Here is a 2255-nt window from a genome sequence, read left to right on the forward strand (position 1 = left end):
GTGCGCCTCGTCCCGGATAGACCGGGGTGCATATGACTGGAATGCATTGAGAAAGGAGGTTTTGAAGAATGCCTGCTCCCTGCTGTGAGGGGGCAAGAGCCCAAGCGGCGGTGACCTGTCGTCAACTGGCAGGGTGACGTAGCCCGCAGGTAAAGGGAATTGAGGCGAAGCCGTTACGCCGAGATGGTTCCCGAGGCTGTAGCACTGGAAGGTTGAGGAACACGAACCGGTTAATCCGCATCCGAGGGCTGAAATGTCGCCTTCGCCTACACGGCTTAACAGGCGAAATGCTGATGAGGTCGCTGGAGACGTATGTCGGCGGCATCCGAATGTGGGCGTACATGTAGGTCGCCTGCAGGGAGTCATGGGGAGAACACAGTCAGACCATGGCAGCGGCATCGACTTGCGGGACGCAAGGACAAGGACTGCGATCGGCAACCTCCCCACTGCGCGGAATGTCCAGCATATGAACGAGGGAAGGCATGATGGAATGCCCACGATGTACCGCGTCGCAAGGGAGTTGACCCTGATGTCCATCATGCTGGCGGAGTTCCCGTAGTAGTCCGCGGCAGGGAAAGCCTGCCACATGGCGAAGGGGAACAGTTCAATCTGCTTGGAGTGCAAACTACCTGACCAAACGAGGTGAAGACCTTTGATAATCAGCGAAATGCAGCACAAGCTCGCAACATGGGCCGAGGCCGGTCCGAACCGTCGGTTCGATCGTCTTCTTCGGCTCATTGCCGACCGGGAATGGCTTGCCGAAGCCGCCCGGAGAGTTCTGGCGTCGAGTGGCGCACGAACTCCGGGCATTGACGGAATGGATAAGCGACGGATGCAGGCCGGGCTGGATCGCCATCTGGCCGACCTGCGGACAAACCTGCTGAAGGGGACCTATCGCCCGAAGCCGGTCAAGCGAATCTATATCCCGAAAGCCAATGGCAAGCTACGACCGCTGGGTATACCGACCCTGACAGACCGCATTGTCCAACGTGCCATGCTGATGGCCATGGAGCCGATATGGGAGAGCGACTTCCATCGCCTGTCCTATGGCTTCCGGCCGGAACGCAGTGTGCATCATGCTGTCCGCACCGTGAAGATACAGCTTCAGGATGGCGGTGGCACGAAGGGACGCTGGATCATCGAAGGTGATCTGGCGAGCTACTTCGACACCGTTCATCATCGGCTGCTTCTGCAATGCGTACGGCGGCGGGTGCGGGACGGACGGTTTGTCGATCTTCTCTGGCGAATCCTGAAGGCAGGCCATATTGATCGTGGTCTGTTCATGGCGTCCAGCGAGGGTGTTCCGCAAGGCGGCGTGCTGTCGCCGCTCCTGTCCAACATCATGCTCCATGAGTTTGATGCATGGCTGGAGGCGAAATACCTGAATAGGAAAGCCCGTAAGGATCGCTGGGCATGGAACTTCGGCATTCAGCAGGGACGCCCCATAACGGTTCGAGAGAACCGGCAATGGAAACCTGCGATTGCCTATTGTCGCTATGCCGATGACTTCGTCGTCATCGTCAAAGGGACGAAGGTCCATGCCGAAGAAATCCGCGAGGAATGCCGGGCCTTTCTGGAAGACCGCCTGAAGCTGACGTTGAATATGGAAAAGACCCATATCACCCACGTCGATGACGGGTTTGTCTTTCTGGGGCATAGGATCATCCGAAAGCGAGGGCCGAACGGGCACATGTCCGTCGTCACGACGATACCCAAGGAAAAGGCCAAGGCGTTTGTTCGCAGACTGACCGAGGCCCTTTCCGGCAATCATGATGTTGGCAAGGTCGACATGGTGGACCGCCTGAACCGCCAACTGGCGGGATGGGCGGCGTTCTACAAGTTCACCGACTTCACAGCACGCACCTTCCGGCGCATCGACCATGTCGTGTTCTGGAAACTGGCGCACTGGCTGGCGCGGAAATATCGGTCACGCATCAAACCCTTGATGCGGAGCTGGTATCGGGCGCCGGAGGCGGGCAAGGCAAAAACCTGGCTCGTTTACGGACGAAGTGAACGTGGAAACCGTGTCGGAAAGGCTCTGCGCCGAATGGTATCGAGTCCAAAGGCGCAGTTCCGATGGCGGAATCCGGAGATCAATCCATACATCTTCCGGAGCGAAACGCGCAGCACCGTCACCTCGAACTATCGTGATGTTGCCATGGCCATGGGCCAAGGTTGAATAGAGAGCCGTATGCGCTGAAAGGTGCACGTACGGTTCGGGGAGGAGAAGCGCATCCGCGCTTCTTACTCCACTC

General features: G+C 58.2%; 1 protein-coding gene. It reads left to right on the forward strand.

Annotation, left to right across the window (positions count from 1 at the left end):
* Window positions 1-667 precede the first annotated feature (667 nt).
* Window positions 668-2179 (forward strand): group II intron reverse transcriptase/maturase, encoded by a 1512-nt coding sequence (gene ltrA, locus EV665_RS32025; RefSeq protein WP_050746663.1) that lies wholly within the window; start codon window positions 668-670, stop codon window positions 2177-2179.
* The last annotated feature ends 76 nt before the right edge of the window (window positions 2180-2255 follow it).

Source organism: Shinella granuli (assembly GCF_004341885.1).
Taxonomy (GTDB): Bacteria; Pseudomonadota; Alphaproteobacteria; order Rhizobiales; family Rhizobiaceae; genus Shinella; species Shinella granuli.

Coding starts and splice junctions, on each gene's coding strand:
- ltrA (WP_050746663.1), top strand. CDS start 668: ATGCAGCACAAGCTCGCAACATGGGCCGAGGCCGGTCCGAACCGTCGG.